This window comes from Dactylosporangium sp. NPDC051484 (assembly GCF_040689395.1).
In the GTDB taxonomy this organism is placed as follows: Bacteria; Actinomycetota; Actinomycetes; order Mycobacteriales; family Micromonosporaceae; genus Dactylosporangium.
Window position 1 is genome coordinate 129,073 of record NZ_JBFAZX010000008.1, and the last position, 22,093, is coordinate 151,165.

The following is a 22,093-nucleotide window of genomic DNA, read 5'->3' on the forward strand; positions in this document are numbered from 1 at the left end:
GGATGGGCTCAGCTGGCGCGAGTTGCGCCCATCCGGCACGCTATCGCGCATGAAGCAGCGGCTCGCCCTCGCCGTGGCGCTCGGATTCGCCGTGGCTGCCCTGCCGGCCCTTCCCGCCCGGGCGGACGCCATCCGTGACGGCGAATGGCACCTGCGATATCTCAACGTCGCCGAGGCCAACCAGAGCAGCCGTGGCGAGGGCGTCACCGTCGCGATCGTCGACCGCGGGGTCGACCCCGCCCACGATGACCTCGCCGGCGCCGTGCTCGACCCGGTCTTCGTCGGCCGGGGCGACCGGCCCCTGCCCAGCGACCAGCCCTCGCCGAGCGGCGCGCCGGTGCCGGGCGACGCCCTCGGCGCCGACCCCGACGGCCACGGCACCGCGCTGGCGGGCACCGTCGCCGGGCACGGCCATGGCAATGGCCGCGTCGACGGCGTGATCGGCGTGGCGCCCGGCGCCAAGGTGCTGCCGGTGGTGCTCGACACGCCGGCCGACCGCCGGCCCGGCCCGGACGACCTGGCCGCCGGCATCGAGCTGGCGATCTCGCATCGGGCCGCCGTGATCGTGGTCGGGTACTCCGTCGCCGCCAGCGACCGGCTGGCGCAGGCGATCCGCGACGCGCGGGCCGCCGACGCGATCGTGGTGGCCGCCGACGGCGACCAGCCCGGTCACGAGTTCGAGCCCTACCCGGCCGCCTACGACGGGGTGCTCGCCGCGATCCCGCTCACCCGGGCGGGCGACGTGCGCGTGCGATCGACCAGCGGCCGGCGGCTCGGCCTGGGCGTGCCCGGGGTTCAGATCATGACCACCAACAGCGGCAACCGGTACCGGGTCGACGACGGCAGCGCCTCGCCCGGGCTGCTCGCCGGCGCGGTCGCGCTCGTGCGCTCGGCGTATCCGGACGCCCGGGCCGGCGAGATCGTCCGCCGGCTGACGCTGACCGCGGTCGACGCCGGGCCGAAGGGGGTCGACCCGGAGTACGGCCTCGGTCGTCTCGACCTGGTCCAGGCCCTCACCCGGCGGTTGCCGCCACCCTCGCCCTCACCCTCGGTGAGCGCGGCGTCCGCCGGTGTGTCGCCGGTCGCCGCGCCGGTGGCGCCGCTCCCGCGACCGCGATCGCGGGGCGAGTACGGCTGGCTGCTCGGCCTGCCGCTGCTGGCCGTGATCGCGGGTCTGGCCTGCTATGCCGGCCTGGCGGAGCGCCGAATCCGGCGTTCCGCGCGAGACGAAGTAGATTCGGTGGGTGTCCAGTCGTAGCCCGGCCGTGCGGATTCCGGCTTCCAAGTATCCCGTCGAGCGCTTCACCCTGCCCAACGGCCTGCGGGTGGTGCTGACCCCAGACCGCGCCGCGCCGGTCGTCGGTGTGGCGGTCGTCTACGACGTCGGCATCAGATCCGAGCCGCAGGGGCGCACCGGATTCGCCCACCTGTTCGAGCACCTGATGTTCCAGGGCTCGGAAAACCTCGAGAAGCTCGCGCACTTCCGGCACGTGCAGGGCTCGGGCGGCACGTTCAACGGCTCGACGCACTTCGACTACACCGACTACTACGAGACGCTGCCCGCCAACGCGCTGGAGCGTGCGCTGTTCCTCGAGGCCGACCGCATGCGCGCGCCCCGGCTCAACGAGGAGAACCTGCGCAACCAGATCGACGTGGTCAAGGAGGAGATCCGGGTCAACGTGCTCAACCGGCCGTATGGCGGGTTCCCCTGGCTGCGCGTGCCCCCGGTCATGTTCGACACGTTCGCCAACGCGCACGACGGCTACGGCTCCTTCGAGGACCTCGAGTCGGCCACGGTCGCCGACGCCGCGGACTTCTTCGACCGGTATTACGCCTGCGGCAACGCGGTGCTCGCGGTCTCCGGCGACTTCGACGTGGCCATCGCGACCGAGCTCGTCGAGCGGCACTTCGGCGACGTGCCGGCCCGGCCCGCCCCGCAGCGGCCGGACTTCGCCGAGCCCGACCTGACCGCGGAGCGCCGCTCCTCGTACACCGACCGCCTGGCGCCCATGCCCGCGGTCGCGGCCGCGTGGCGGGTGCCCGATCCGATCAGCGATCTCTCCGCATATCTGCCGTATGTGGTACTCGCCGAGGTGCTCACCGACGGAGACGCCTCCCGCCTCGTCGAGCGGCTGGTGCTGCGCGACCGGTCGGTGACGAGCATCGGTGGGTACATCGGGTTCATGGGGGAGCCCTTCGCGGTGCGGGACCCAACGGCGCTGGTCCTGCAGGCGTTCCTCCCGCCGGACGGGGACGTGGACAAGGTCCTGCGTAGCGTCGAGGAGGAGTGCGCGCGCATCGCGAGCGACGGTCTGGCCCCCGAAGAGCTCAGCCGCACGCAGGCGCGCATGGCGACCCACCTGCTGCGCGACACCGACGCGGTGCTGGGCCGCGCGCTGCAGATGGCCGTGCTGGAGCAGCAGCGCGGCGAGCCGGAGCTGCTCAACCAGTTGCACACGCTGATTGGTGAGGTTACCGAGGAGCAGATCGTCGCGGCCGCGGGGCAGCTGGTCCCGTCGCGTCGCGCCGCGGTCGAGGTCATCGCCGGAGGAGCCAAGTGACTGTGACAATCCCGCCGCGCGCACTGCCGGTGCTCGGGCCCAACCGCCCCCTCAAGGTGCCGAACACCGTCGAGCAGACGCTGGACAACGGCCTGACCGTGATCGCGCTGCGGCGCGCGTCGGTGCCGCTGGTGGAGGTACGACTGCGAGTGCCGTTCGCGCAGGCGCACCTGGCGCGGGCCGCGCTGCTGACCCAGACGGCGCTGTCCGGCACCTCGACCATGTCGACCGTCGACATCGCCGCCGAGCTGCAGAAGGTCGGCGGCGGTCTGTCCGCCGGCGCCGACCCCGACCGCCTGCTGATCTCCGGCAACGCCCTCGTCGACGGCCTCGATCGGCTGCTGGACATCCTCGCCGAGGTGCTGACGGACGCGGCCTACCCGGCCGAGGAGGTCGACACCGAGCGGTCCCGGCTGGTCGACCGGATCCGGGTGGCGCAGAGCCAGCCCAGCCACCTGGCCCGGGTGGCGCTGCTCCAGCGGATGTACGGCAGCCACCCGTACGCCGTGCAGACGCCCACGCCCGAGCAGGTCGAGGCGGTCGTCCCCGACGAACTGCGCGCGCTGCACGCCGAGCGGCTGCACCCGGCCGGCGCCACACTCGTGATCGTCGGCGACCTCGAGCCGGAGCAGGCGATCGCCGCCGCGGAGCGGATGCTCAGCAAGTGGAACGGCGGCGGCGTCGCCGCCGAGCTACCACCCGCCCCCGATCTGGTGCCCGGGCCGCTGACCCTGGTCGACCGGCCCGACTCGGTGCAGTCCTCGCTGCGCGTGGCCCTGCCGGCGGTGTCGCGCAAGCACCCGGACCACGCCGCGCTGCAGCTGGCCAACCTGGTCTTCGGCGGCTATTTCTCCTCCCGGTGGGTCGAGAACATCCGCGAGGACAAGGGGTACACCTACGGCCCGCACTCGCTCATCGAGCACGCGGTCGCGGGCTCGGCGCTGGTGCTCTCCGCCGAGGTGGCGACCGAGGTGACCGGCCCCGCGCTGCTGGAGACGCTCTACGAGCTCGGGCGGATCGCCAGCCTGCCGCCGAAGGACGAGGAGCTGGAGCAGGCCCGGCAATACGCCCTCGGCACGCTCCAGCTGGGCATGTCCACGCAGGCCGGGCTCGCCGGTCTGGTGTCCACCTATGCCGGCTTCGGCCTGCGGCTGGACTACCTGGCCGAGCACGCGGCGCGGCTGGCCCGGGCCGGCAAGGACGAGGTGGCCGCGGCCGCCGCGCGATACCTCGCCCCGACCGGGGCCGCCGCGGTGGTCCTCGGCGACGCCGCCAAGATCGAGGGCTCGCTTGCCGCACTGACGCCGGTCGTCCGGGCCGAAACGTCGTGACGGCCGTGCGGCCGAGCGCCGCCGAATCGCGGGACCACTCCGGTCCGCCGCTCGCGCGCGGGCCGCTGGACCGGGCGGCGCACCGGCGTACCGACGAGGCGTGGCTCTCGGCCGCTTGGGAGAGATCTCGGGTCGTGGTCGTCGACGACGGCCACGTGCTGGTCCGCCCGGGCGACCCGCCGGAGCTGGTGCTGATCGACCCGGCCGACGCACCGGCCGGGGAGCGCTTCTTCCTCGGCGAGGAGGACGGGACCGTGTATTTCGCGGTCGCCGCCGACGCCGCGCCGATCGACGGCACCAGCCGGGTCAACGTGCGCCAGGTCGGGCACGCGCTGCCCGCCCTGGCGGCGGGGCTTTTCATCACCGCGGTCGCGCTCGCCAACTGGCACTCGCGGCACCCGTACAGCCCACTGAGTGGCAAGCTGACCGTCGCGGCGCAGGGCGGCTGGGTCCGGACGACGCAGGACGGCGGGGAGACGCTCTGGCCACGCACCGATCCGGCGGTGATCATGCTGGTGCACGACGGCGTGGCCGGGCCCGACGGGCGCTGCCTGCTCGGCTTCAACGCGCAGTGGAAGGCGCTGGGTGCCGCGGTGCCGCGCTTCTCGACGCTGGCCGGGTTTGTCGAGCCCGGCGAGTCGGCCGAGATGGCGGTCGCCCGGGAGGTGTTGGAGGAGGTCGGGGTCCGTGTCAGCGAGGTCAGCTACCTGGCGAGCCAGCCGTGGCCGTTCCCCGGCTCGCTGATGCTGGGCTTCCACGCGCTCGCCCCGGCCGGCGCCGCGATCACGGTCGACGCCGAGGAGATCGCCGAGGCACGCTGGCTGACCCGCACCGAGATCGCCGCGGTGCTCGACGGCGAGTCGCAGGAGTTCGGGCTGCCGTTCCCCGCGTCGATCGCGCACTATCTGATCACTGCGTGGCTGCACGCCTGAGCGCCTCGGCGTGCCACGTGGCGCACCACAGATCCAGCACGGCGGCGGCCTGCGCGGGCTCGACCTCGCGCAGTTCGTCGTCGATGCGCTGGCTGACGAAGGCGTTGGTCGGGTGCCACGCCAGGTCTCGCCACACCGCCTCCTCGCTCACCCCGCCCGTCGAGGTGACCGTGCGGCGCAGCAGTGACAGCGGCCGCTCGGCCGTGGTCTCCGCGTCGACGCGCACGAAGTGGGTGACGAGCACCCGAGGCTCCCTCGGCGGCCCGGCCCGCCACGCCCGCAGCGCTTCGTCGGTGAGCCGCTCGCCGGGCGCCGGTGCGGGGGCCTGGTAGGCGTGCGCGTGCATGCGCGCGAGCAGGTCCGGCTCGGGCGCGAGACCCGACTCGAGGACCTCGGAGACGAACCGCTCGGGCCACAGCCACAGCCCGTCGGTGTGCAGCACCGAGGGGCCGTGGCCGCGTCCGATGGTGGTGCCGCCGGCGAGGTATTCCGCGATCCGGTGGCGACGTTCGGGATCGGCCACCCGGGGTCGCTCCGGCGCGTTACGCACGGCGGCATACAGACGAGCGACCCGCATGGTGGCCGGCCTCCCCAGGCATTCCGGCAGGGCAGGAGCCCTAGCCAGCCACCGTAACGGATTTACGCCTGTTCAGCTACCGACAGTTTCCAAGTGCTTCTTGACCTGCACGATCGACGGGTTCGTCATGGCGGTGCCGTCGTCGAAGCGCAGCGTGGGGACGGTCTGGTTGCCGCCGTTGACGCTCTCGACGAACTTGGCCGCCTCCGGGTCCCGCTCGATGTCGACAACCTGGTACTGAATGCCCTCGCGGTCCATCTGGGTCTTGAGTCGGTGACAGTAGCCGCACCAGGGGGTCGAGTACATGGTCAGCATGGCTTGTTCCTCCAAGAAGCATCGGCCGGGTCACACAAGGCAAAACCGCATAACGTCACGCCCGGCTGGAATGATGTCCAGCTGTGGCGGACTCCTCAGAGATTCTCGCGGGGCCCATCCTGGAGGGCTTGGACCGGGACCAGTCGGTCGCGGTGACCGCCCCGGCGGGGCCGCTGTGCATCCTGGCCGGCGCGGGCACCGGCAAGACCAGAGCGATCACGCACCGCATCGCCCATCGCGTCCGGTCCGGGCAGGTCCGTGCCCAGCACGTCCTCGCCGTGACGTTCACCGCCCGGGCCGCGGCCGAGATGCGCGAGCGGCTCGGCCGCCTCGGCGCCGACGGTGTGCAGGCGCGCACGTTCCACGCGGCGGCGCTGCGGCAGGTGCGATACTTCGCGCCCCGCCTGTTCTCCGGCCGCGAGATGCCCGAGCTGCTGGACAGCAAGGCCCGGCTGGTCGCCCTCGCCGCCACCCGCGCCGCGCTGAAGACCGACCGCGAGGCCGCCCGCGACCTGGCGAGCGAGATCGAGTGGGCCAAGTCCTCACTGATCGAGCCCGGCGACTACGCGGCCGCGGCGGCCAAGGCCATGCGCGAGCCGCCGCTCGATGCGGCCAAGGTCGCCGAGGTGTACGCGCACTATGAGCGGATCAAGCGCGCCCAGGGCGTGATCGACTTCGAGGACATGATCCGCGCCGCGATCTGGGCCGTCGAGGAGCACCCGGACGTGGCCGAGCAGGTCCGGGCGCAGTATCGGCACTTCGTCGTCGACGAGTATCAGGACGTCAACCCGATGCAGCAGCGGCTGCTGGACGCCTGGCTCGGCGACCGCGACGACCTGACCGTGGTCGGCGACGCCAGCCAGACGATCTACTCGTTCACCGGTGCCAGCGCGTCGTACCTCGTCGACTTCAAGCGCCGCCACCCGGCGGCCACGGTGGTCCGGCTGATCCGCGACTACCGCTCCACTCCGCAGGTGGTCGGCCTGGCCAACGCGGTCATCTCGCGCGCCCGCGGTGACCTGTCCCGGCTGCGCCTGGAGCTCGTCGGCCAGCGCCCGGCCGGTCCGGAGCCGACCGTGCACACCTTCGCCGACGAGCCGGAGGAGGCCGCCGCGGTGGCCGCCCGGTGCGCGGAGCTGATCGCGGCCGGCACCCCCGCCCGCGAGATCGCCGTGCTGTTCCGGGTCAACGCCCAGTCCGAGGTCTACCAGGAGGCCCTCGCCGAGGCGGGCGTTCCCTACGTGCTGCACGGCACCGAGCGCTTCTTCGACCGGGCCGAGGTTCGCGAGGCCATGATCGCCCTGCGCGCCTATCGCGGCGACACCGCCGGCGGCCTGGTGGAGACCGTGCACGCGGCGCTGGAGCGGGTCGGCTGGCGGCCGGATGCCCCGCCCGCCGGCGGCGCGCAGCGCGAGCGCTGGGAGGCGGTCGCCGCGCTGGTCAACCTCGCCGAGGCCAGTTCCGCGCCGGCACTGGAGGACTTCAACGCCGAGCTGTCCCGGCGCGCGGCGCTGCAGCACGTGCCGACCGTCGAGGGCGTCACGCTGTCGTCGCTGCACTCGGCCAAGGGCCTGGAGTGGGACGCGGTGTTCCTGGTCGGCCTCGCCGAGGGCACGCTGCCGGTCATCCACGCCCGCACACCCGACGCGGTGGAGGAGGAGCGCCGGCTGCTCTACGTCGGCGTCACCCGGGCCCGGCACACCCTGTGGCTCTCCCACGCCGCCGCCCGCACGCCCGGCGGACGCACCCGGCGCCCGAGCCGCTTCGTGCCCTCCGCCAGAGACCAACTCGCCGCCCCGCCCGATGCCCGCCACCCACGACGCCCGCTCGACAAGGCCGCCGTGGCCGGCCGGGCCCGTCGGGTCATGGCCGTCTCCTGCCGGGTCTGCGGCACCGGGCTGTTCAACGGCGCCGACCGCAAGCTCGGCCGGTGCGCGACCTGTCCGTCGGACCTCGACGAGGAACTCCTCGCCCGGCTCGTCGACTGGCGCGCCCGGCTGGCCGCGATCCAGAAGGTCCCGGCGTTCGTCATCTTCACCGACGTGACCCTCTCGGCCATCGCCGAGCGCCGCCCCGGCCGCCGTGAGGAGCTCGCGGCGATCGCCGGCATCGGCCCGCGCAAGCTCACGCTGTACGGCGACGACGTCCTCGCATTGATCGGCGGCGCCACCGTCGACGCCCTCGCCGACGGGCACGCCTGACTCTCGTCCCGTTCTCCCCGCCGCGCTGCGACCTTGGCCCCGGCGGGTCACCCGGACGTGCGGTTTCGTCCTCCGCGTAACGACCGCCGCGCCTCGCGCTCCGTCGTCGTGGTGCCGGCTCGGCGCCGTTGACCTGCGCGAACGCGGCGGATTGAGCAGCGGTTCAATCGGTTGCCGAGCCGCTGGAAATGTGACAAGGACTTTCTCCGGAAAATCGATTGCCCTACCGTTGAGGCACGGCATAGCCTGCGAAGACGACGCCGGAAGACCGGCGGCGGCCGACCACGAGTCTGCGGAGAGAAGGTGGCACTTGTGAAGCTCTATTCAACCCTGGAGCTGCGCTCGCTGCTGCCTGCCGTCTGCTCGCCGGTCGTGTCGGTCCGTCGCGTCGCGCCGCAATGGCAGGCGTCTGCCCTGGCTCAGGACCTAGTCCTGATTCCGGCCGCCGTCGAGGCTGCCCCGGCCGTCGTCCCGGCACCGTCCGCGCTCGTCGCGGCGGTCGCTACCGGGTCGGTCCGGGTCGACCTGACGGTTCGGGGCACCGAGCCAGGCAGCACGGAGGAGACCCGCACCGACGTCATCCGTATCGATGAGATCCACGTCGCTTCGGCGGCTCAGCTCGACCAGCGCGAAATCCGGGTTCAGGGGACCACTGGGTTCAGCGCGAAGCATGACATGACGGCTCCGAAGCCCAATGGCGGAGTCCGCGGCATACCACCTCGAGGCAGGCCGGTCTAGCAAAGACCGACTCACCGGCTCACCTCGAGGCCGCGGAACCCGTTACCGGGATCCGCGGCCTCATTCATTTGCACCGGACGATCACACCAAACGATCGACAAACAGAAAGGGGTGACCGGGATGAGTCTGGCCTTGGCATCGATCGACGTGCGCGTCGAGTCGGCCGTGGACGAGCGTCTCCGCGTCGCTGCGCGAGGCGTCAAGTCCGACCTGCCGTGCCGCACCTTCGACCCGGACCTGTGGTTCGCCGACTCGCCGGCGGAGCTCGAACTCGCAAAGTCGCTCTGCATGGAGTGCCCGCTGCGCGCCGAGTGCTTGGCGGGCGCGGTCGAGCGCGCCGAGCCCTGGGGCGTCTGGGGCGGCGAGATCTTCGAGCGCGGCGCCGTCGTGCCGCGCAAGCGTCCGCGGGGCCGCCCGCGCAAGGAGGACGTCGCTCGCGACGCCGTCCTGCGGGTCGAGGTCGCTGCTCGCACCGCGGCGGTCACCGCCGGGGTGGCGGCCTGACATGAACGCACATCGCCTGCCGGCCAGCCGAGTGTCGCGCGCCGCGCGACGGACCCGGCTTCGTCACAACGAGATCAGCACCGACGTACGAACCAACCGACCCAGGAGCTTCGCGATGTCCTTGCAACTACTTCATGAAGCACTGTCGCGCGCGCGAATGCGTGGGCCTCAGGCTCTGAAGCGCTCTGAGGCTTACCCGTCCGCCCGTCAGGTCGCCATGCGTGCCAAGCGCGAGCAGGAGCAGCACCTGACCCGACACTGAGATCGGCAAACGGGCCCCTTGCCATGAGGGGCCCGTTTCCGCGTCTGCGCTTTGCTACTTGCGGCGCCGGGGCTTCTTCACCGTCGGCTCCTTGACCGCCGGATCGGCGAAGCCCGGCAGCCACTCGGTCAGGATGCCCCGGTAGCCGGCCCGTGCCTCCAGCTGGCACAGCACGCCGATCGAGCCCAGCGTCACGCGGTGCACCATCATGTACGACGGGGGCAGGTTGAGCTGGCGGCTGAGCGTATAGGCCGGGCTCTTCGGGTTGGCCAGCCGCCCTGCCTCGGCGCGCAGCCAGGCGCGGGTGAACTGGAACTCTTCCTCGGCGATCGGGTCCAGCATCGGCCGGATGTAGCCGAGCACCGCCGGTGCGTCGACCTTCGCGTCGATCTTGATGAACCCCTCCTGCTGCAGGCCCTCGAGCACGGCCTGCGAGTCGCCGGTCAGGGCGAGCCGGGTCAGCCGGCCGATCACCTCGGGGTGCCCGCCGGGCAGGTGGGCGACCGCGCCGAAGTCGAGCACTCCGAGCCGGCCGTCGGCGAGGAGGCGGTAGTTGCCCGGGTGCGGGTCGGCGTGCAGCATCTCGGCCCGCGCCGGCGCGGAGAAGTGCAGCAGCGCCATGAGGTGCCCGGCGCGGTCGCGTTCCTCTTCGCTGCCTCCGGAGATGATGGCTGACAGCGGCTTGCCCTCGACCCATTCGGTCACCAGCACACGCGGCGACGAGGCGAGCACCGGCGGCACGTAGATGTCCGGGTCGCCGTCGAACGCCTCGGCGAACGTGGTCTGTGACCGGGCCTCGAGCTCGTAGTCGAGCTCCTCGGTCACGCGGTCACGGATCTCCTGCACCAGCGGCTTGACGTCGAGGCCCGGCTGGATCGCCTTGAACAGCCCCGCGAAGCGGGCCAACTGGTTGAGGTCGGAGCGCAGCGCGTCGCCGGCGCCCGGATACTGCACCTTGACGGCCACCGACCGCCCGTCGGCCCAGATCGCCCGGTGCACCTGCCCGATGCTCGCCGCGGCGGCCGGCTTGTCGTCGAACTCCTTGAACATCGAGCGCCAGTCCTCGCCCAGCGACTCGGACAGGACCCTGTGCACGCTGGCGGCCGGCAGCGGCGGCGCGGCCTCCTGCAGCTTCGTCAGGGCCGCCCGGTAGGGGCCGGCGAGCTCCTCGGGCAGGGCTGCCTCGAACACGGAAAGCGCCTGCCCCATCTTCATCGCGCCGCCCTTGAGCTGCCCGAGGACGCTGAAGAGGTGCTCGGCGGTGCGACGCTGGACATCGGCGGAGACCACGTCGGCGGCCATGCCCGTGACGCGCTTGCCAAGGCCGAGGGCGGCTCGGCCGGCCAGCCCGAGGGGGAGTGACGCCAGCCGTGCGGTGCGGGCGACTGCGCCCCTAGGGATCTCGGTCACAAGTCATTCTTACCCGTTCGGAGCACCTCGACGACGGCGACGGCAGTCACAGCGTGGGTGGGCCACCCATTCGCGACGTCGGAACTCGCCGGGCCGGGCGATTTCGACGATCGCCGCCTCGGTGCGCGGCGACGCCCCGTCGAGGTACGAGAGCACCTCGTCGGCGGCGAATGCGGCCCCGGCCATCGCCGTGGTGAGCGTGCACGGCTCGCCGACGCCGGGCGGGGCGGTGGCCAGCTGGGCGGCCAGCACGGGCCACGCCGGGTCTCGGTCGCGCCGGTGCAGGTCAAGGCAGAGGCGGCAGGGGGAGCCGGCGGGGCGGACGAGGGGGCCGACGAGGACGGTGCCCAGCCGGACGGTGACCTCCAGCCGCGGCAGCGTGTGCAGCCGAATGCCGTGGCGGGCCAGCGCGGGCGGGTGCCGGTCGCCGACCCTGACGACGAAGTCGACGTTGTCCGACCGTACCGAGGAGACATCCACGCCCGGCGCGAACCGCACGATCGCCGTGCAGGTCGCGATCGCCCGCGAAGCGGCGACGTCCTCGGCGGCGAGCCCGCCGACGGCCACGTCCGCGTGGGTCGCGGTGCCCTCGACGACTGGGTGCACGTGCCCGACGCCGGCCCCCGCCAGCGCGGTGGCCAGCGGCGCGACCAGCGGCCCGTCGCCGGCCACGACGACCCGCGAGGCGGTGCGCCGGCGCAGCACGTCGGCCGGGGTCCGGGCCTCGTCGCCGGCGCGCAGCCGCAGCCCGATGGCGGCCGCCTCGACGGCGAGCCGGGCGCCTACCGGCCCCGGCAGCCCGGTGGGCACCAGCGCGTGCGCGCCCACCACCAGCCCGGCCGAGCGCAGGGCCTGCACCAGATCGAGCACGTCGGCGCCGTCGAGCCCGAGCGGCTCCGCGGCGGTGAGCAGCGCCTGCAGCGTGTGCGAGCCGTCGAGCAGGTCGAGCACGCGGGCCAGCTCCGGCCGGCGCAGCTCCAGCACGATGGCGGCGGAGGGGTCGGTGCCCAGCTGGACGGTGCGCTCGTCGCGCCAGAGGCGCCGCAGTCCGGGTAGCAGCGTCGGTCGCATGCCCGAAACGCTTGCACGTCCGGCCCCTCGCCCGGGCCGGTTATCCACAGCACGATCCACCGCGGACTTGGGTTATCCACAGCCGATGGCGGGGTTATCCACAGGTTCGGGGTGCAAAGGCCGCATTCTGCCCGGGAACGCTGACCGGATGGCCCAGGCTGGCCCGGGCCGTTCGTGGTCCTGCGGCGCGCGGGTCGGCTGTGGGCGGGTCAATGGTTCGGACCCCTTCGCCGGTCCGCGCGGCGAGCGCTCGGTGGGCCGCGACGTGAGCGCATCGGGCGCCTGCGGCGAGTGCCGATGGTTCGGACCTTTGCCGCGTTCGCCCTGGCGAATGCGCTGGGAGTTCGCGGAACCGGGCTGGGAACTCGCGCAACCGGGCGCTCGCCGGGCCGGGAGTTCGCGGACCGGGCGCCCACCGGGCCGGGTGGCCCGGTGGGCGGGCAGCGCGAGCGCGCCGTTCCGCGCGGGGTCCGCGCGACGATTCTGGGGGCTCACGGGCAATGCCGCATATCCGGGCCGAATGCCGGGGCGGGGAGGCGGGTCCTCCCGGCGGGCTTCCGGGCGCGCTCTGCGCCGTACGGCCCGGTTCGGGCTTTGCCAGGGATGCCCGGCCGGGGACGCCGGGTCCGGGCTGCGTCGAGGACGCTGAGCTCAGGCCTTGCCGAGAATCCGGTTGACCGTGGTGCCGCAGACCGGGCAGGCGCCCTTCGCCATCTTCATGCCGGTCTTCGAGATGGCGATCTCGCCCTCGAAGTCCCGCTTCTCCTTGCACTTGACGCAGTAGCCGTTATAGGTCTCGGCCACGATGCCCTCCTCATCTCGGTCCGGCACGCCCCGCGCACCGGTGCTGACCAGCTAGGCCAACGTGGTGAGTGTGCCTTGTCGGACACTCGGGGAAAGTGTGGTTACACGGGACACGCCGAGCGTAATCGGAAGATCTTCCCTACAACCGCACCGTACACACTATGCACAGCCTGGGGATAACCGTGTGGGCAACGCTGTGGGTTGCTGTGGATGAAATCCGCGCCGAGGCCCTCGCGACCCCGGAACGGGCCGGTCATCCGGTGGAATCTTTCCGACGAGCTGCTACGAATGGGTGATTTACGGGCGCGCTCCGCGAGATTGGCCCTTGCGAAGAGATGGCCGCATCCGGCTAGCGTTCCTCCGTGAGCGGTACCCGAGGGGGACCGGCATGACGCGCAAGCCGGTCATCGAGGTGCGGCGCAGCAAGCGCCGCCGACGCACGGTGTCTGCCTATCGTGACGGTGAGCGGGTGGTCGTGCTGATACCGGCCCAATTCTCCCGTGCGGAGGAGCGCGAATGGGTCGATCGCATGCTGGAGCGCCTTGCCGCCCGTGAGCAGCGCGCCCGCCGGACCGACACGGACCTCACCACTCGCGCGCAGCGCCTCGCTGCCCGCTACCTGCCCGATCACCCCGCGGCCGCTCGCCCGGCGAGCGTTCGGTGGGTGCAGAACCAGAACGGACGCTGGGGGTCTTGCACGCCGGCAGACGGTACCATCCGTATCTCGCACCGCGTGCAGGAGATGCCGGACTGGGTCATCGACTACGTTCTGCTGCACGAGCTGGCACACCTGGTGATTCCGAGTCACAGCAGCGCGTTCTGGGCGCTCGTGGCCCGCTATCCGAAGGCGGAGCGGGCCCGGGGGTATCTTGAGGGGGTGTCAGCGGCGGCCGGTCTCGGGATCAGCGAATGACGGCGGCTGCGGTCGTCGCCCTGCTCGTGCCGGTGGCCTGGTCCCCGCCGGGCACCGACCTCGACTCCTGGCGTGCCGCGATGGCCGAGGACCTCGTCGACCTGCTGACCCCGCTGCCGCGTGTCCAGCCGGCCATCGCCGCCGTCGCGGCCGACCTCCCGCTGGCCGCCAAGATCGCCTGGCCGACGACCCGGATCTACGAGGTCGAGACCCCCACCATCCGCGCCGCGCTCGCCGCGGCGGCCGCCGACGGCCACGACAAGGCCGCAGTGGTGCTCGCCGACGCGCCGGACCTGCCGGGAATGCTCATCGGCAAGCTGCTGCGACCCCTCTCGACCCGCGCGGTCGCGATCGCACCCGCCTACGATGGCGGGCTGCTCGGCGTCGCCGCCCGTCTGCCGCTGCCGGAGTGGCTGCCGGAGCTGGACGCGGAGACGGGCGACGTGGTCACGGCCCGCCGACCGGCCCCGGAGCCCACGCTGGTCGCCGCGGCACCCGGCTGGCACCGCCTGCGCGGCCCGTCCGACCTGCGCCGCCTGGACCCTGCCCTGGACGGCTGGGAAGCCACCAGGGCGATCCTGACCTGACCACGGCCCCCGAGGCCCCCGACGGCGCAACGCCCCGGCTCCGCCAGCCGTCTTGGCGATCCGGGCCCGAGCCAGGGCGCGCTCCTCGTTACTCCTTCGGCTCCTCGCCGCCCGTCGCCTCGTTGAAGCCGAGGTCGCTCAGGTCGAGCTGGGTGCGGGCGAACATGTCCGGCTCGGCGAACGCCTCCTCGTCCGGCAGCAGGTCGGGGTGGCCCCACAGGGCGTCCCGGCCGCTGATGCCGCGGTGCTCGGCCAGCGCGTTCCACAGCGCGGTGGCCTCGCGTAGCCGCCGCGGGCGCAGCTCCAGGCCGACCAGCGCCGCGAAGGTCTGCTCCGCCGGGCCGCCCGCGGCGCGCCGGCGCCGGAACGCCTCGGAGAGCCGCACGACGTCGGGCAGCCGATCGCCGGCCGCGCGGTCGACCACGTGGCAGACCCAGCCCTCGACCAGCGCGAGCGCGGTCTCGAGCCGGGCCAGCGCGGCCCGCTGCTGCGGGGTGTCCTCGGGCGTGAAGATGCCCTCGAGCACGAGCTCCTGCGGGTCGCTGCCGAGCGTCGACGGGTCGATGCGGCTCATCGCCTCCTCGATCGCGTCCCGGTCGACGTGGATGCCGGCGGCATACGCCTCGACCGCGGCGAACACGTGGCCGCGCAGCCACGGGACGTGGCCGAAGAGGCGCTGATGGGCGGCCTCGCGCAGGGCGACGTAGAGGCGCACCTGGTCGTCGGGGATCTCCAGGCCCTTGCCGTATTCCGCGATGTTCGCCGGCACCATCGCGGCGGTGCCGGCCGGACCCAGCGGCAGGCCGATGTCGCCGGCGGAGAGCACCTCCGCGGCGAGCGAGCCGAGCGCGGTGCCCAGCTGGCCGCCGAGCAGCGCGCCGCCGAGCGAGGCGACCATCGAGGTCATCGGGCCCATCTGGGCGCGCATCTCCTCGGGGACCAGCTCGGTCATCGCGGAGACCATCCGCGCCGCGACCGGGTCGCAGAGCTTGCGCCAGACGGGCAGGGTCTGGTTGAGCCACTCGCCGCGGCTCCAGGCGGAGGTCGCGCGCACGCCGGAGGGGAGTGAGGACTCCGGGTCGAGCCAGAGGTCGGCCAGGCGCAGCGCCTCGATGACCGCGGCGCGTTCAACGGCGGTGACCGCTGGGTCGCCGACCGGTTTGGCCGCGTCGGAGTCGGCGTCATCCACAGGCGCGGGCACCGGGGCGCCGGGCATCGCGAAGCCAACCGGGAACTGCGACATGCCGGCCGGGCCGCCGCCGGTCAGGTGGGCCTGGGCCAGCTGCCGAGCCAGATCCCAGTTGACCGGACCGCCGCCGGGGGTGGCGAACAGCTGCTGCAGCTGGCTCAGAAATTGCTGCATCTGGCGCGGATCATTGGGATCCGGCGCGTCGCCGCCAGACGGACCGAAGCCGAACGGGATATCTGCGGGCATTCCACAACGGTACTCGCTTCCAGGTACATCGGGCTGGGAGCGCTAGGCTCGCCGCCATGAGACGTCGTGGGCTCACCGTGCTGTTCGGCGCGTTGCTGCTGTTGGTGCTGTCCTGGCAGGCGACCGTGGTCACGGTGCCGTATGTCGCGATGGGGCCTGGCCCGACGTACGACACCCTCGGAACGGACACGGGCAAGCCCGGCGGTCGTCCGATCATCAGCGTCGAAGGCGCGGAGGTCACGAAGTCCAAGGGCCAGCTGCGCATGACGACCGTCTCGGTACAACCGGACCTGACCCTGCTCGACGCGATGCTCGGCTGGTGGCAGGACGACCGCGCGGTCGTGCCGCGCGAGCTCGTCTATCCGCCGAACCGCTCGCAGCAGCAGGTCGACGAGGACAACGCCCGCGATTTCCAGCGGTCCCAGACCTCGGCGGAGACCGTGGCGCTGAGCAAGCTCGGCTACCCGGTCCTGGTGACGGTCGGCGAGGTCTCCGCCGGCTTCCCCGCCGAGGGCAAGCTGCAGAAGGACGACGTCATCAAGGCCGTCGACGGCACCGCGGTCGACTCACCGGAGAAGCTCACCGAGCTGGTGCGGGGCAAGCCGGTCGGCACCGCGCGCCAGGTGGAGATCGTCCGCAACGGCCAGACGCAGACGGTCGAGATCGCGACCAAGGCGGGCGACGACGGCAACCCGCGCCTCGGCGTGCAGGTGGCCACGACCCAGCCGCACCCGTTCAAGCTGAGCATCCAGCTGGACAAGATCGGCGGCCCGTCGGCCGGCCTGATGTTCACGCTCGGCATCATCGACACGCTCAAGCCCGAGGACCTGACCGGCGGGATGATCATCGCCGGCACCGGCACGATCGACGATGCCGGAAACGTCGGACCGATCGGCGGCATCCCGCAGAAGCTGGTCGCCGCGAAGGCCGCCGGGGCCAAGGTGTTCCTGACGCCGGCGAGTAACTGCGCCGAGGCGATGGACAACCCGCAGCCCGGCCTTCCATTGATCAAAGTGAGTAACGTGGACGATGCGCTCACCGCGCTGGAAGCGCTGCGGGCTGGTCGGACGCCGACGCTATGCGGCCGATGACTAGGCTGGACGTGTTTCTGGTGGCGCGCGCAGCACGGCGTGGAGGGTGCGGGGTGGCAATCTCCCGCCACGTCTCGCGAGGCGGCGCAGACCAGAAACTGTTGTTTCCGTACGCGAACGGGCGGAGCCGACCGTGGTAATGCGCAATCCGATGACCAGGGTGAGCCGGCGTGGCCGGGTCACGATCGCCGTGCTGGTGGTCGTCTTCCTGCTGTTCACGCTGTTCGACCGGGTGGTCGGGGCGTGGACCGACTATCTGTGGTTCTCCGAGGTCAAGTACCCCCAGGTCTTCACCGGGGTGCTCACGACCCGGATCTGGATGTTCCTGATCTTCGGCGTGGCGGTCGGGCTGATCATCGCCGTCAACCTGTACCTCGCCTACCGCACCCGTCCGCTGCTGCGGCCGCACTCGGCCGAGCAGCACGCGCTGGACCGCTACCGGCTCTTCCTCCTGCCGCACATGACCGGCTGGATCATCCTGGCAGCCGGCCTGATCGGGCTGTTCTCCGGCCTCTCGGCGCAGGGGCACTGGCAGGAGTGGATGCTGTTCAGCAACAGCACCCCGTTCGGCCGGACCGACCCGCAGTTCCACGTCGACCTCTCGTTCTACGTCTTCGAGTACCCGTTCTGGCGGTACCTGCTCGGCGTCGCCTTCACGGCCGTGGTCTTCTCCCTGATCGGCGCGCTGGCGCTGCACTACCTCTTCGGCGGGGTCCGGCTGCAGGGCGCCGGCGAGCGGATGACCGCAGCGGCCCGCGCCCACCTCAGCGCCCTGGTCGCGGTCTTCGTGCTGCTCAAGGCGGCCGCGTACTTCCTCGACCGGCGCGGCCTGCTGCTGGACAAGTTCCCGACTCAGGAGCTCTACGGCGCGGGGTACACCAACATCAACGCCCTGCTGCCGGCCAAGGAGATCCTGGCCTGGATCTCGATCGTCGTGGCGATCGCGATCCTGGTCTTCTCCAACGCCTTCATGCGCAACCTGGTCTGGCCCGGCCTCGCGCTCGGTCTGCTCGCGCTGTCCGCCGTCGCGGTCGGCGGCATCTACCCGGCGGCGGTGCAGTCGTTCACCGTCAAGCCGAGCCAGCTGCAGAAGGAGTCGCCGTACTTCCAGCACGCCATCGACGCCACGCGCGAGGCATACGGGTTGACGGAGGTGAAGGTCGAGCCATACGCGGCGGACAACACCAGCCCGCCGAAGAGCCTCCTCGACGGTTCGGACGTCACGGTCAACAACATCCGGCTTCTCGACCCGGCCGTCGTGGGCGAGACCTACACGCAGCAGCAGCAGGTCCGTGGCTTCTATGAGTTCAGCCCGAAGCTCGACATCGACCGGTACACGATCAAGGGCAAGACGCAGGACTACATCGTCGGCGTCCGTGAGATCAACTACAACCAGCTGCAGCAGAACAACTGGCAGAACCGGCACAGTGTGTACACCCACGGTTACGGGTTCGTCGCCGCCCCCGCCAGCCAGGTGGTCTGTAGCGGCCAGCCGTTCTACGTCTCCGGGTTCCTCCGCGACGCCACCAAGCAGGACGACAAGCCCGGCGAGTGCTCCTCCGAGGAAGACCTGATCCCCGTCGAGCACCCGCAGATCTACTACGGCGAGCAGATGGGCGACGTCTACGCGATCGTCGGCAAGTCGAAGGCGAGCGACCGCAACGCCGAGTTCGACCGGCCCATCGGCGGCAACGGCAGCACCTCGAACGGCGACCAGTACTCGACGTACGACGGCAGCGGCGGCGTCGCGGTGAACACCTTCTGGCGCCGGCTGCTCTACGCCGCCTACTTCCGCGAGGCGAACTTCGTGCTCTCCGGCGTGCTCAACGACAACTCCAAGGTGCTGTACCAGCGCGACCCGGCGACCCGGGTGCGCAACATCGCGCCGTTCCTGACCCAGGACAGCGACCCGTATCCGGCGGTCGTGGACGGCAAGATCCTGTGGATCATCGACGGCTACACCACGTCGGCGACCTACCCGTACGCGCAGAAGCTCAACTGGAACACGGCGATCCAGGACTCCTCGACCGCCGGGCGGGTGTTCCCGGAGCCTCGCCAGGACGTGAACTACCTGCGCAACTCGGTCAAGGCCACGGTCAACGCCTACACCGGCGAGGTCACCCTCTACGCCTTCGATGAGTCCGACCCGGTGCTGAAGACCTGGAACAAGGCCTTCGGCGGCAAGCTGGTCAAGCCGCGCTCGGCGATCTCCCAGAGCCTGATGGACCACCTGCGGTACCCGGAGGACCAGTTCAAGGTCCAGCGCGACCTGCTGAGCCGGTTCCACGTCACTACGCCCGAGGGCTTCTTCTCCGGGCAGGACTTCTGGGAGGTCCCGAAGGACCCGGCGAACTCGACGGCCGACCAGCCGCCGTACTACCTCGTCGCGAAGCTGCCCGGCCAGGAGTCGGCCCGCTTCCAGCTGACCGCGGCGATGGTGCCGCGGAAGCGGGGCAACCTGGCGGCGATCATGTCCGCCTCGTATGTCAACGGCCAGCCCAGGTTCCAGGTGCTGGAGCTACCGGCCAACACGGCGATCCAGGGCCCGAACCAGACGCACGGCACCATGACGTCGATCCCGGACGCGCGGAAGGAGCTGACCCAGTTCAGCTCGCAGAACTCCGACGTGTTCTACGGCAACCTGCTCTCGCTGCCGGTCGCCAACGGGATGCTGTACGTCGAGCCGATCTATCTGAAGGCGAAGAACGAATCGACGTTCCCGCGCCTGCAGAAGGTGCTGGTCGCGTACGGCCCGAAGTACCTGGCCTACGCCGATGACCTGGCCTCCGGCCTCGAACAGCTGGTCAAACAGGTCACCGGCCAGGTGCCGGTGCCACCGACGGACAACAACCAGAACCCGGACCCGGGCCAGACAGACAACCCGCCGCGCACGCCGCAGGTCCAGGAGGCGGTCGCCGCCATGAACAAGGCGATCGCGGACCTCAAGGCCGCACAGCAGTCCGGCGACTTCGATGCGTACGGCAAGGCGCTCAAGGCCCTGCAGGACTCCATCGGGAGGTACGAGGACGCGGTGAAGGCGGCCGGCGCGACCCCGTCGGCGGGCGCCTCCCCGGGCGCGCCGGCGTCGCCCGGGGCCTCTCCGTCGGTGTCCACGCAGCCGCCCGCCGGCTGACCGAGCCACCGTTTCACCCGGGCCGGCCGCCCCGCCGGCCGGCCCGGGTGACGCCCGACACGATCACAGTCCGACGATTTGGAAGTCGGGACGACCGTGCGCTAATGTGAACAAGCCGACGCGGGGTGGAGCAGCTCGGTAGCTCGCTGGGCTCATAACCCAGAGGTCGCAGGTTCAAATCCTGTCCCCGCTACTCATATGGACGCCTCCTGCTCACGCAGGGGGCGTTCGCTGTTTGATGAGTAGCCTTGTCCGCTCGCTTCGCTCGCTCCTGGGGGTGGGGGAGCTTCGCTCCACCCACGCCCCCTCAAACCCGTGGTGGCTTACGGGGCGTGCGTGCGTCGCGGTTTTCGGCGTTCACTTCCTGGTGGGAGTCCGATCCGGTCGAGCGGTTCCTGGTCGGGCTCCGCTCGACGGGCGTGGAACGCATGGCGGGTGTCCGAGGCTGGGCCCGCGCCCGCGCGTAGCACCCGGCCGTGTTGACGGCATGGGGAGGCTGCCGGTGCGGGTTACGGGCCCCAGAGGGTCACGTTGAAGGTGACTTTCCCCCGCTGCTCCGGTACGCCGTCGATCGTCACGACCTCCAGCAGCGCCACGTTGTTCTCCGTGGTTCGTGCGCAGACGAGGGTCTTCGGCCCCAGCTGGCTGTACGGGACCGCTGTGCTGAGCGCCTTTTCGGCGCGGCATCCCGCGAACGAGGCTCGCTCGCGTTGCACTACGGCGAGCTCCACCCCCTCGCCCGCCCGGAGCCCCTGGAAGTCCTGTCCGAGCAGGACGTCGCGGCCGTTGCCGCAGTCCGTGTTCGTTACCAGCCAGTCCTGCGCGTCGGAGTCCAGGTCGGCGCAGTAAAGGAACGGGAGGGTGAGCGTCCCGCTTCGATGCCGCTTCCAGACCTCCGGGGACGGGCCGGGACTGGATGGGCTCGGGCCCGGACTGGATGGGCTCGGGCCGGGACTGGACGGGATCCAGTCGACCCGGCCGACTGGATTCGCAACCTGCGCGCGAAGCAAGCCGTTCTCGGCGCGCAGGTTGTCGATCGTCGCTTGTTGATCAGCAATGGTCTGCTGCTTGGTGTCGCTCTCCGTGTTGGCTGTACCCAGGAGATAGCCGAGGATCGGCGTGGCCAGCGTTCCGGCCAGCGCGATCAGGGCAAGGACGGTCTGGGGGCTTCGGGTGCGGCGGTTCTCGGAGGGCGTCGAGTCGGCGGCGGGGCCGGCCGGCCGCGGCATGGGTCCGGATGAGCCGTCTGTCAACGTGACCTCCTCGGAACGGCGCTACCTGGCGTTCATCATCATCGAATGCCTCATGGCGGCAACCGGTCCATGGAAGGCCGGACTTTCTGCCGCACGCGTGCTCGCCCGGTCGCGTGGGAGTCGCGTTGGTCAGAGTGGAGCGCCGCGCAGGATCGACACGGCGGGAACGGTAGCGATGCCGCGCAACTCCAGGGCGACGGCGCTGAGACCGGATGGTCGACCTTCCAGCCGCCGTCCTGCTGGCTGGGCCGCGGTCAGGCGCGCCCGGTCCGCCTCGACCGCCTCGGCCAGGAAGATCCTCAGCCACGGGTGGGCGGCCGCCGGTGCGGGCGCCGCCTACCGCGAGCAGCCGAGCCGCACCGGCGAGACGGTGGCGTCCCGGTGCGCGGTGCTTGTCGGCGCCGACGTTCGAAGGCGCGCGTGCGATCAGGGGCCTGCGGGTCTTTGTCGCGCCAAATGCCGGACGCGCAGCAACTGGCGACCGCGCTACCGCCCACGCGCTGCGCACCGCCTGCCTGGTCACGGGGTGACGCCCGCCTTACCACTTCGCGGCAACGGGGATGACCATCCGTAGCCGGTAATCGATTTGGTGCGCGGTGATCGACGAAGTACGCTACTGGAGCCGACGCGGGGTGGAGCAGCTCGGTAGCTCGCTGGGCTCATAACCCAGAGGTCGCAGGTTCAAATCCTGTCCCCGCTACTCATATGGACGCCTCCTGCTCACGCAGGGGGCGTTCGCTGTTTGATGAGTAGCCTTGTCCGCTCGCTTCGCTCGCTCCTGGGGGTGGGGGAGCTTCGCTCCACCCACGCCCCCTCAAGCCCGTGGTGGCTTACGGGGCGTGCGTGTGTCGCGGTTGTTGGCGTTCACTTCCTGGTGGGGAGGGGAGCCTCGCTCGCGTTGCGCTACGGCGAGATCCACCCCCTCACCCGCCCGGAATCCCTGAAAGTCCTGTCCGAGCAGGACGTCGCGAGGCC

At 71.5% G+C, this 22,093-nt stretch carries 18 protein-coding genes and 2 tRNA genes; 13 read left to right on the forward strand and 7 right to left on the reverse strand.

The features are described 5' to 3' along the window. Positions 1-49: 49 nt before the first annotated feature. Genes AB0367_RS16955 through nudC form a run of 4 tightly spaced genes read left to right on the forward strand, consistent with a single transcriptional unit; the run spans position 50 to position 4,824 of the window. On the forward strand, positions 50-1,258 hold the full coding sequence (locus AB0367_RS16955) for a S8 family serine peptidase (RefSeq protein WP_366227235.1): 1,209 nt from the start codon (positions 50-52) through the stop codon (positions 1,256-1,258). 7 nt (positions 1,259-1,265) lie between these two features. Further along, positions 1,266-2,561, forward strand: coding sequence for a pitrilysin family protein (locus tag AB0367_RS16960; RefSeq protein WP_366227346.1), 1,296 nt, complete (start codon positions 1,266-1,268; stop codon positions 2,559-2,561). Continuing rightward, positions 2,558-3,892, forward strand: coding sequence for a pitrilysin family protein (locus AB0367_RS16965; RefSeq protein WP_366227236.1), 1,335 nt, complete (start codon positions 2,558-2,560; stop codon positions 3,890-3,892). The genes AB0367_RS16960 and AB0367_RS16965 overlap by 4 nt, the downstream gene beginning before the upstream one ends. Further along, positions 3,889-4,824 carry an NAD(+) diphosphatase gene (nudC, locus tag AB0367_RS16970; protein WP_366227237.1) on the forward strand — a complete coding sequence of 312 codons (936 nt, stop codon included), beginning with the start codon at positions 3,889-3,891 and terminating at the stop codon, positions 4,822-4,824. The genes AB0367_RS16965 and nudC overlap by 4 nt, the downstream gene beginning before the upstream one ends. Here the strand turns inward: nudC and AB0367_RS16975 are convergent. Beyond that, entirely contained in the window at positions 4,802-5,401 is a 600-nt protein-coding gene (locus tag AB0367_RS16975; protein WP_366227238.1) for a hypothetical protein, read from the reverse strand. The two genes, nudC and AB0367_RS16975, sit on opposite strands and share 23 nt — an antisense overlap. Positions 5,402-5,473: 72 nt before the next feature. Then, positions 5,474-5,716, reverse strand: a complete 243-nt coding sequence (locus AB0367_RS16980) for a mycoredoxin (RefSeq protein ID WP_366227239.1) — start codon at positions 5,714-5,716, stop codon at positions 5,474-5,476. A 116-nt stretch (positions 5,717-5,832) separates the two neighbouring features. Here AB0367_RS16980 and AB0367_RS16985 point away from each other — a divergent pair, with 116 nt between their 5' ends. From AB0367_RS16985 to AB0367_RS16995, 3 genes are all read left to right on the forward strand, one after another. Beyond that, on the forward strand, positions 5,833-7,917 hold the full coding sequence (locus tag AB0367_RS16985; protein ID WP_366227347.1) for an ATP-dependent DNA helicase UvrD2: 2,085 nt from the start codon (positions 5,833-5,835) through the stop codon (positions 7,915-7,917). Positions 7,918-8,229: 312 nt separating this feature from the next. After that, positions 8,230-8,655 (forward strand): hypothetical protein, encoded by a 426-nt coding sequence (locus AB0367_RS16990; protein WP_366227240.1) that lies wholly within the window; start codon positions 8,230-8,232, stop codon positions 8,653-8,655. Positions 8,656-8,775: 120 nt separating this feature from the next. Next, entirely contained in the window at positions 8,776-9,159 is a 384-nt protein-coding gene (locus AB0367_RS16995) for a WhiB family transcriptional regulator (protein ID WP_366227241.1), read from the forward strand. 316 nt (positions 9,160-9,475) lie between these two features. Here AB0367_RS16995 and AB0367_RS17000 read toward each other — a convergent pair whose 3' ends face one another. From AB0367_RS17000 to AB0367_RS17010, 3 genes are all read right to left on the reverse strand, one after another. Then, positions 9,476-10,831, reverse strand: coding sequence for an AarF/ABC1/UbiB kinase family protein (locus tag AB0367_RS17000; protein WP_366227242.1), 1,356 nt, complete (start codon positions 10,829-10,831; stop codon positions 9,476-9,478). Positions 10,832-10,840: 9 nt separating this feature from the next. Then, on the reverse strand, positions 10,841-11,902 hold the full coding sequence (locus AB0367_RS17005) for a hypothetical protein (RefSeq protein ID WP_366227243.1): 1,062 nt from the start codon (positions 11,900-11,902) through the stop codon (positions 10,841-10,843). Between the two features lie 651 nt (positions 11,903-12,553). Next, a complete protein-coding gene (locus tag AB0367_RS17010) occupies positions 12,554-12,706 on the reverse strand; it encodes a DUF5679 domain-containing protein (protein ID WP_190251171.1) in 153 nt (50 codons plus the stop codon). 388 nt (positions 12,707-13,094) lie between these two features. Here AB0367_RS17010 and AB0367_RS17015 point away from each other — a divergent pair, with 388 nt between their 5' ends. Both AB0367_RS17015 and AB0367_RS17020 read left to right on the forward strand, forming a co-directional pair. After that, a complete protein-coding gene (locus tag AB0367_RS17015) occupies positions 13,095-13,619 on the forward strand; it encodes a M48 family metallopeptidase (protein ID WP_366227244.1) in 525 nt (174 codons plus the stop codon). Continuing rightward, positions 13,616-14,206 (forward strand): hypothetical protein, encoded by a 591-nt coding sequence (locus AB0367_RS17020; RefSeq protein ID WP_366227245.1) that lies wholly within the window; start codon positions 13,616-13,618, stop codon positions 14,204-14,206. The genes AB0367_RS17015 and AB0367_RS17020 overlap by 4 nt, the downstream gene beginning before the upstream one ends. Positions 14,207-14,294: 88 nt before the next feature. Here AB0367_RS17020 and AB0367_RS17025 read toward each other — a convergent pair whose 3' ends face one another. Then, positions 14,295-15,569, reverse strand: a complete 1,275-nt coding sequence (locus AB0367_RS17025) for a zinc-dependent metalloprotease (protein ID WP_366227246.1) — start codon at positions 15,567-15,569, stop codon at positions 14,295-14,297. 128 nt (positions 15,570-15,697) lie between these two features. Here AB0367_RS17025 and AB0367_RS17030 point away from each other — a divergent pair, with 128 nt between their 5' ends. The 3 genes from AB0367_RS17030 to AB0367_RS17040 all read left to right on the forward strand — a co-directional run bounded on the left by AB0367_RS17030 (position 15,698) and on the right by AB0367_RS17040 (position 20,058). Then, positions 15,698-16,732, forward strand: coding sequence for a PDZ domain-containing protein (locus tag AB0367_RS17030; protein ID WP_366227247.1), 1,035 nt, complete (start codon positions 15,698-15,700; stop codon positions 16,730-16,732). Between the two features lie 151 nt (positions 16,733-16,883). After that, entirely contained in the window at positions 16,884-19,865 is a 2,982-nt protein-coding gene (locus AB0367_RS17035) for a UPF0182 family protein (RefSeq protein ID WP_366227248.1), read from the forward strand. Between the two features lie 119 nt (positions 19,866-19,984). Next, a tRNA-Met gene (locus tag AB0367_RS17040) sits at positions 19,985-20,058 on the forward strand. Positions 20,059-20,374: 316 nt separating this feature from the next. On the opposite strand, the gene AB0367_RS17045 is transcribed toward AB0367_RS17040, so the two are convergent. After that, positions 20,375-21,094, reverse strand: coding sequence for a hypothetical protein (locus AB0367_RS17045; protein WP_366227249.1), 720 nt, complete (start codon positions 21,092-21,094; stop codon positions 20,375-20,377). Positions 21,095-21,744: 650 nt separating this feature from the next. On the opposite strand from AB0367_RS17045, the gene AB0367_RS17050 reads away from it, so the two are divergent. After that, positions 21,745-21,818 (forward strand) — tRNA-Met (locus tag AB0367_RS17050). The last annotated feature ends 275 nt before the right edge of the window (positions 21,819-22,093 follow it).

What these genes read in the sequence shown, in the direction of transcription:
- AB0367_RS17020 (WP_366227245.1), top strand. Translation starts at nt 13,616, where the DNA reads ATGACGGCGGCTGCGGTCGTCGCCCTGCTCGTGCCGGTGGCCTGGTCC.
- AB0367_RS16955 (WP_366227235.1), top strand. Translation starts at nt 50, where the DNA reads ATGAAGCAGCGGCTCGCCCTCGCCGTGGCGCTCGGATTCGCCGTGGCT.
- AB0367_RS17015 (WP_366227244.1), top strand. Translation starts at nt 13,095, where the DNA reads ATGACGCGCAAGCCGGTCATCGAGGTGCGGCGCAGCAAGCGCCGCCGA.
- AB0367_RS16975 (WP_366227238.1), bottom strand. Translation starts at nt 5,401, where the DNA reads ATGCGGGTCGCTCGTCTGTATGCCGCCGTGCGTAACGCGCCGGAGCGA.
- AB0367_RS17045 (WP_366227249.1), bottom strand. Translation starts at nt 21,094, where the DNA reads ATGCCGCGGCCGGCCGGCCCCGCCGCCGACTCGACGCCCTCCGAGAAC.
- AB0367_RS17025 (WP_366227246.1), bottom strand. Translation starts at nt 15,569, where the DNA reads ATGCAGCAATTTCTGAGCCAGCTGCAGCAGCTGTTCGCCACCCCCGGC.
- AB0367_RS16980 (WP_366227239.1), bottom strand. Translation starts at nt 5,716, where the DNA reads ATGCTGACCATGTACTCGACCCCCTGGTGCGGCTACTGTCACCGACTC.
- AB0367_RS17005 (WP_366227243.1), bottom strand. Translation starts at nt 11,902, where the DNA reads ATGCGACCGACGCTGCTACCCGGACTGCGGCGCCTCTGGCGCGACGAG.
- AB0367_RS17030 (WP_366227247.1), top strand. Translation starts at nt 15,698, where the DNA reads ATGAGACGTCGTGGGCTCACCGTGCTGTTCGGCGCGTTGCTGCTGTTG.
- AB0367_RS17035 (WP_366227248.1), top strand. Translation starts at nt 16,884, where the DNA reads ATGACCAGGGTGAGCCGGCGTGGCCGGGTCACGATCGCCGTGCTGGTG.
- AB0367_RS16995 (WP_366227241.1), top strand. Translation starts at nt 8,776, where the DNA reads ATGAGTCTGGCCTTGGCATCGATCGACGTGCGCGTCGAGTCGGCCGTG.